Consider the following 7,411-nt stretch of genomic DNA (forward strand, 5'->3'; position numbering starts at 1 on the left):
CACATTGGTACAAATCCAACGTAAATCTTCCAGCGGTTGACGGAACTTATGCGATGAACATTCAGACACTGATGATTCAGGGCACCACTTCGGATGCTGGCAAAAGTATGCTGGTAACCGCATTATGCCGCTGGTTGGCACGTCAGGGTATTCATGTGGCACCATTCAAGCCGCAAAATATGGCATTAAACAGCGTCGTAAGTAGCGATGGCAGAGAAATCGGCCGTGCACAAGCGGTGCAAGCATTGGCTGCCGGGCTGGCACCTCACACGGATATGAATCCGGTATTACTCAAACCGAACACCGATAAGAATGCGCAAGTCATCATCCATGGACACGCGATCGCTAATATGGATGCCCGCGATTTTCACGATTATAAGTCCGTGGCACTCAAGGCGGTGCTTGAGTCATATGCACGGCTCACTGGAAAGTACGACCGGATTATCGTTGAAGGTGCCGGTTCGCCAGCAGAAATCAATCTGCGCGCCAACGATATTGCCAATATGGGTTTCGCGGAAACAGTCGATTGTCCGGTCATCCTGATTGCGGATATTGATCGTGGCGGTGTTTTTGCCCATCTGGTGGGCACGCTGGCATTATTAAGCGAAAGTGAACGAGCGCGTATCCAGGGTTTCGTCATCAACCGGTTTCGTGGTGATATGGCATTGCTCCAGCCCGGGCTGGATTGGCTGGAACAATATACCGGTAAGCCAGTACTGGGTGTCTTACCTTACCTGCCAGGCTTGCACCTCGAAGCGGAAGATGCCTTGCCTGCTCCGGCTGATTTTGTACCGGCAGAACAGAAATATCTTCGGGTTATCGTCCCCGCACTCCCACGCATCAGCAATCACACCGATTTTGACCCGCTACGCCTGCATCCACAAGTCCATTTACAATTTATCGGTCCCGGCAACACCATCCCATCCGCCGATTTGATCATTTTACCGGGATCGAAAAGCGTACGTGCTGATCTGAATTGGTTACGCGAACAAGATTGGGAGCTGGCGATCCATCGACATTTACGCTACGGCGGAAAACTGATGGGTATCTGTGGCGGTTTCCAAATGCTAGGCAAGCTTATTCACGATCCCCACGGCCTGGAAGGCGATACCGGTAGTGCGCCAGGATTCGCTTTCTTTGATATGGAAACGACGCTGCAACCAGACAAGCTGCTGCGTAACACGCAAGGAACACTGGCCTTTAATGATGCAATCGTAACTGGCTACGAGATCCATGCGGGTATCACAACCTACCATACGTCCTATCCGCCGGCCATTTATCTGGCGCAGAGCGATGATGGGGCAATCAGTGAGGATAGATTGATATTGGGTACCTATCTGCATGGTATTTTTGCGTCCTCTACCGCATGCGATGAATTACTCACTTGGGCCGGATTGGATGGCGAAAACGCAACACCGGATTATCATGCCCTATGTGATGCTGCGATCAATCGGTTAGCGGATTGCGTTGACCAATATTTGGATACCGCGCATCTGTATCGATTACTCAACTTGAAATCCGGCACCTCATGACAAACACCCAAATATTGATTCTCGGCGGCGTGCGTTCAGGCAAAAGCCGTCTGGCTGAACGCCTGGCCACGGAAAGCCGGCTTCCGGTCACCTATATTGCAACGGCAACCATCGAGGACGAAGAAATGCGCGAACGGATTGCTGCGCATCGGGTGCGGCGCCCTGGTCATTGGCAAGTCATTGAAGAACCTTTGGAACTAGCCTCTGTTCTGAGTCAGCATGCGAATAATGAGCATTGCCTATTGGTTGATTGCCTGACACTCTGGCTGACCAATTTATTGACTCACCCGGATACCTCAAGATTTGATACTGAGCGATTGGCGTTTCTAAAAATGCTGCCGCGCTTGACGGGAAAACTCATTTTGGTCAGCAATGAAACCAATATGGGAGTAACTCCCACGGGTGAACTGAGCCGCCGTTATTGCGATGAAGCCGGCAAATTGCACCAGGAAATCGCGCACCACTGCGACCAGGTCATTTTAACCGTTGCCGGATTGCCATTGATGCTGAAAGGAGAGCGCGTGTGACCAGACCTGTTGCTCTCGATTGGCTGGATATGCCGTTAGCTATTCCTAATCCGGAAATGGGTCAGTTGGCACAAATGCGCCAGACACAACTTACCAAACCGCCTGGATCTCTCGGTCGCCTTGAAGAAATTGCCATTCAACTGGCCACTTTGCAAAATACGCCACAGCCCTGTGTTGAGCGGGCACACATCGCAATATTTGCCGGTGATCATGGCATTGCAGCAGAAAATGTCTCAGCATTTCCGCAATCGGTAACCAGCGAAATGATCCGAAATTTTGCACACGGCGGTGGCGCCATCAATGTGCTGGCCCGCGCGCTGGATGCTTCACTGGAAATCATTAATCTGGGAACGATACACGATACGCAGTCGCTGGCGAATGTAAGGCACTATCACCTGGGACCAGGGACGGCCAACTTTATCCATGAACCCGCAATGACATGGAATCAATTGCATCAGGCATTGCATGCTGGCTACGAAGCCATCGAGCGCGCTCAACAAAATAACAAACATTTGTTTATTGGCGGTGAGATGGGCATCGGCAATACTACCAGTGCAGCTGCGTTGGCTTGTCTCTTATTGAATGAGCAGCCCAATCTGCTCACAGGCTCCGGTACTGGCCTTGATAATCATGGCATTGCTCATAAAATAAATGTAATTTCACAGGCTTTGTTGTTCCACAGCTCGCACGTCCATTCTCCTTTAGATGCACTTTGCCGTGTCGGCGGCTTTGAAATCGCTGCTTTAGCAGGCGCCTATATCCACGGCGCTCAAGCAGGGTTACCCATGCTGATCGACGGCTTTATCAGTACAGTTGCTGCGTTGACTGCTGAATATATTTCTCCAGGGTGTAAGCGCTGGTTTATTTATTCCCATAGGTCGACAGAATTTGGTCACAGTAGGGTTCTCAAAGCGCTCGATGCGGAACCGCTGATTGCTTTGGATATGCGACTGGGCGAAGGTAGTGGTGCCGCCATCGCGCTCAATCTGTTACGCATGGCCTGTCAATTGCATAATGAAATGGCAACTTTTTCAGAAGCACAAGTTGCACAAAAAAATTCAATTGCCTAAGCCATGACAACCTTTATCGATCTGCTCAGACATGGCGAAACTGAAAACAGCCATCGCTATTGCGGCAGTACGGATTATCCATTGACACCGCTCGGCTGGACACAAATGTGGAATACCATTGAAAAAAATCCACCCCACTGGCAACAGATCATCACCTCTCCTTTAACTCGCTGCGCAAATTTTGCACAAGCATTGGGGCAACGTTACTCCATTCCCGTCACACAAGATACACGTCTCCAGGAAATTCATTTCGGTGAATGGGAAGATCGATCAGCCGCTGAATTGATGCAAACCCATGCTGATGCTTTATTTCAATTTTGGCAGAATCCCTTAACTTATCCACCTCCCAAAGCTGAACATTTGCTTGATTTCGAAGCACGTGTACTATCAGCCTGGTATGAGATCCAACAACAATTTGTTGATAAAAAGAATTTACTCATTACGCATAGTGGCGTCATACGAGTAATCATTTGCCATATTCAGCAACACCCGGTTGAACGCTTGCTGGAATTTGAAATTAACCATGCCGACATGAAACATGCTTGTATAGAACAGGCAGAGCACCCTCAAGCAATGCTTATCCCTGATCCTTACGCATGATCAAACCATTGCTCATTGCGGTGCAATTCCTGACCCGATTACCCGTGCGACTGACGACCCGGCCCAGCGAAAAAGACTTGGGATATTCCTTACTCTTCTATCCGCTTGTCGGCTTAATTATAGGATTGATACTCATAGGATTAGGCTGGGTATTGCACAACACTCCCCCCCTTGTGACTGCAGCATTATTGGTTACTACTTGGATATTGTTGACGGGTGGATTACATCTGGATGGTCTGGCGGATAGTGCAGATGCTTGGGTTGGTGGGATGGGTAGCCGGGAAAAAACACTGGCAATCATGAAAGATCCCAATTGCGGCCCGGCCGGCGTGATAGCAATTGTATTAACCATACTACTCAAGTTCGCAGCACTTTATAACCTGATCTCCGCCGATGAATGGATCGCTTTGTTATTAGCTATCATCCTCGCGAGGACTCTATTGCCACTGCTGTTTTTAACCACACCATATGTTAGAAACAATGGATTAGGTACATCATTAGCAGCTCATCAGCCGCGTCGTTTAAGTATTTTTATCATTGCTGCAACATTCGCATTGATGTTCCTGCTTACCGATATCCATTATTCCTTGTTATCACTGGCTACAATGATTACTTTCCTGTTTCTACGATATTTGATGCTTCGCCGCATTGGTGGAACAACGGGTGATACAGCTGGCGCACTAGTGGAAATTGCGGAAACGACTGCGTTGCTGACTGCGGTAATAACCTAAACAATTTTCTTTAGCAGATCGTCGAAAACGTTTTAGAGGAAGCAATCGATAGTTTTCAGCGGCCTATTAGCAATTGAGAAAGAAATGGTCTAACGAACATAGTCTTCTGGAAACGGTATTTTGTTTTTTTCACGATTCAGTAAGCTTATCTGCTGACTCAGCCTATCAATATCTGACCATCCCGATTGATCTATCGATGGAATCCAGCGTGCACGCAGATATCCATATCGATCAATCAGGAATTCCATATGATCAGGAATTGTTCCGCGACCAATGATGTCCGGGTGACTCAATGTTCGGCGCGATAGCGAGTAGCTACTTACAATTTCAGCGGCACTTTGAGTTATGACAGGAAAAGGCAATTCTTGCGCAATTTGTGCCAATTCATCGGGACTCAAATCTTTAGTAGGAACGGCTAACACGGCAGTATTCTGCTCATTGAATCGACTATATGCCGCTTTTAACTGTTCTATCCGGTCCTTGGATTGCGGCCATGAAAAGATAATTAGCAAAACCGCTTCATGTTCACGGAAATCCTGCAATGCACCACTGCTCCCATCATGCCCGATGTAGGAAAAAACAGGGGGCTTTACATATGCTTTGTTCGGAATAATTTCTGGCGATAAAATTCGCGCTTGATAGCCTCGCGATAGCGCATGAATAAAATTGACTAAATCCCATCGATCTTCATCCGACAATTTTTCTGCATACCCCGGCATATCCGTATTAACCATGCCGTACGTAAGCCAGTTATAGAAATCCCCTGGGGTATGTTCTGTGGTATGTGGCTCGGTCAGCAAATCCGGCAATTTGGTTGATAATGTTCGTGATTTAATACCATTGCCTTTGCCTTGAGGGCCATGACATTCCACACAATGCTCTGCGTACAGAGTTGCACCATTAGCGACTGAAATAGCATCAAATGGCACCAGTGGCCTACGATAAGTTTCTGGATATGCTTGAATGGTTAGCGGGGGCAATGCAATCGCCAAACCTGATACAAAAAGGATTACCGGAATACCGACCAGACGTTTCAATCCCCACTTAAGAGATTGACCTAGCTTCAGAATACCTACAGCAAGTACCAGGATTGCTAACCCTATCCATACCTGCGCTGCCACATAGGGTTGATTCCAGGTTGCAGCAATCGAGAATCGAAATGAAAACGGCCAGTTATCAATCAGTGCATGTTTAACGGGCGTCGTATTGGTAATTAATGTTGCGAGCATTACCAGGATCAATGCCAGGAAAAATTCAACACGTACCCATTTCCTCATGCTTAGCCGGTTACGATTACCTTCTGCAATTTGTTGATTATTTGCCAGTAAAGGTAGGTATGAACGTACACGTATTGCAATCAGCAGGATAATGCCCAATAAAAATATTTTGGCACACAACATCCAGCCATAGGGCGTAGCAACTAGTGCGGCATAGTAGTCAGCAAAGATATGATCGCCTACAATGATACCTGTCAGAATAATCAATAACATGACAGGTAAAGCGATTGATGAAAAACGTTTTAATGTTTCAAATTCCAGGTCATTTCCCTGTTTATTCTTATCGTACTTATGATTCTCATATATCAACAGCAGAAAAGCCGGCAAAGCTCCAAACCATACGCCGGCAAAAACAAGATGCAACGCGTAAAGCATGATTGCTGTCACCGATAATTCTTCTGCTGCTGTGTGACTGGCTAACGAGCTGGCAATGAGCGGTAAAGTCGCACTAGCCGCACACAAAATATACCGCCAACGTGCTTTGGGTGTCTTACGAAGATAAATAACTGCGGCTAATAACAACATGGCTGCTGCAACTCGCCATACCCATATTTGACCTACCTGCGTATCGCTTACGATACCTAGCCAAACTTCTTGCTGCCATAGACTGTTGATATTGCCGGTAATCTGTACTATGGTTGTTGTTAGAATGATGAACAATCCCAACGGAATACTCGCTGCCAACCAAGGGAAGAAACGCTCTAATTTTTCAATCCATGCAGCTGTGTATATGCGTTTTCCAGTATTCGTAATCGCTAGAAAAACGCAGCTACCTAACAGAACCAAATTTGCCACAAGCTGAAACCAGCGTGCAATCGCCGCAATGACTTCTATCATATTGCTACATTTTATTTTTTACACTAAAGTCAAAACTTGATTCGATGACATGCCCGTCCACGGACATCACACGATATTGCACTGTATAACGCCCTGACTCAATCTCCGGTATGTTTAAAACAACGGATTTTGGATCATCCGAAACAACTTCCGGGCTATTATCAGTGATTGATTTTTTATTCGAATCAAGAACTGCAACGGATGCATATGATCCTTCTATTTTCTCATTAAACCACAACTGAATCTGCTTAGGCGGTATGGAAAGTGAAGCCCTGCGAGGCGGGTCGGATTTGACTAAGGTTGCATGCGCCATTACTGAATTAGCCTGAAATAATAATGACAGCATAGCTAATACTGTAGCAAAAGCAGTTATTCTCTTAATTACAAACACTAATGATCGCTTATTTTGCACAATTTCTCTCTCTTCTTAACTTAAGCTTTCCTTTATATATCCAAAATTTGGATTATTTTTATAAGGGTGAGTTCAATAAAATCTTACTCACCTCTTATCTTCATCATAGAGCCACCACATTAAACTGCGGACGGATTATTTTTATTTTTGCGGCGCATCAAGAAGAAAGCACCAGCCGAAATCACCAGCACAACAGGAGCAATGATGGCTGCCTTAGGAGTCGGGCGCCCTTCTCCTACTGAGAACGGAAAGCGCGATACATAATCTTGCGCTCCCCCCGTTACCGTCACCAATCCAACAAACTTGCCCTTCTCCGGGAAAGTGTGATCCACACTGATCGAGGCCGACGGATATACCTTAGGCGGCAAATGATATACCGTGATCGCATCCAAGTTCTCTTCTGATCCGGTGTCACGAATAATCCT

At 46.7% G+C, this 7,411-nt stretch carries 7 protein-coding genes and 1 pseudogene; 5 read left to right on the forward strand and 3 right to left on the reverse strand.

Features of this window, described 5'->3' with window-relative positions; genetic code table 11:
* Positions 1-53: 53 nt before the first annotated feature.
* From C8R34_RS12835 to C8R34_RS12855, 5 genes are read left to right on the forward strand one after another with little or no spacing between them, the layout of a single operon-like run.
* Entirely contained in the window at positions 54-1,532 is a 1,479-nt protein-coding gene (locus C8R34_RS12835) for a cobyric acid synthase (protein ID WP_110341235.1), read from the forward strand.
* Positions 1,529-2,059 (forward strand): bifunctional adenosylcobinamide kinase/adenosylcobinamide-phosphate guanylyltransferase, encoded by a 531-nt coding sequence (gene cobU / locus C8R34_RS12840; protein ID WP_110341237.1) that lies wholly within the window; start codon positions 1,529-1,531, stop codon positions 2,057-2,059. The genes C8R34_RS12835 and cobU overlap by 4 nt, the downstream gene beginning before the upstream one ends.
* Complete coding sequence (gene cobT, locus C8R34_RS12845; RefSeq protein ID WP_258364498.1) at positions 2,056-3,129, forward strand: nicotinate-nucleotide--dimethylbenzimidazole phosphoribosyltransferase; 1,074 nt, start codon at positions 2,056-2,058, stop codon at positions 3,127-3,129. The genes cobU and cobT overlap by 4 nt, the downstream gene beginning before the upstream one ends.
* 3 nt (positions 3,130-3,132) lie before the next feature.
* Complete coding sequence (cobC, locus tag C8R34_RS12850) at positions 3,133-3,729, forward strand: alpha-ribazole phosphatase family protein (RefSeq protein WP_110341239.1); 597 nt, start codon at positions 3,133-3,135, stop codon at positions 3,727-3,729.
* Positions 3,726-4,460, forward strand: a complete 735-nt coding sequence (locus C8R34_RS12855) for an adenosylcobinamide-GDP ribazoletransferase (protein ID WP_110341241.1) — start codon at positions 3,726-3,728, stop codon at positions 4,458-4,460. The genes cobC and C8R34_RS12855 overlap by 4 nt, the downstream gene beginning before the upstream one ends.
* Positions 4,461-4,549: 89 nt before the next feature.
* Here C8R34_RS12855 and C8R34_RS12860 read toward each other — a convergent pair whose 3' ends face one another.
* From C8R34_RS12860 to C8R34_RS12870, 3 genes and pseudogenes are all read right to left on the reverse strand, one after another.
* Positions 4,550-6,574, reverse strand: a complete 2,025-nt coding sequence (locus C8R34_RS12860) for a CopD family protein (RefSeq protein ID WP_110341243.1) — start codon at positions 6,572-6,574, stop codon at positions 4,550-4,552.
* A 4-nt stretch (positions 6,575-6,578) separates the two neighbouring features.
* Positions 6,579-6,920 (reverse strand): copper resistance CopC family protein, encoded by a 342-nt coding sequence (locus C8R34_RS12865; RefSeq protein WP_258364499.1) that lies wholly within the window; start codon positions 6,918-6,920, stop codon positions 6,579-6,581.
* Between the two features lie 185 nt (positions 6,921-7,105).
* Positions 7,106-7,411 (reverse strand): annotated as a pseudogene (locus tag C8R34_RS12870) (hypothetical protein); the annotation flags it as partial.

Source organism: Nitrosomonas sp. Nm84, from assembly GCF_003201565.1.
Classification (GTDB): domain Bacteria; phylum Pseudomonadota; class Gammaproteobacteria; order Burkholderiales; family Nitrosomonadaceae; genus Nitrosomonas.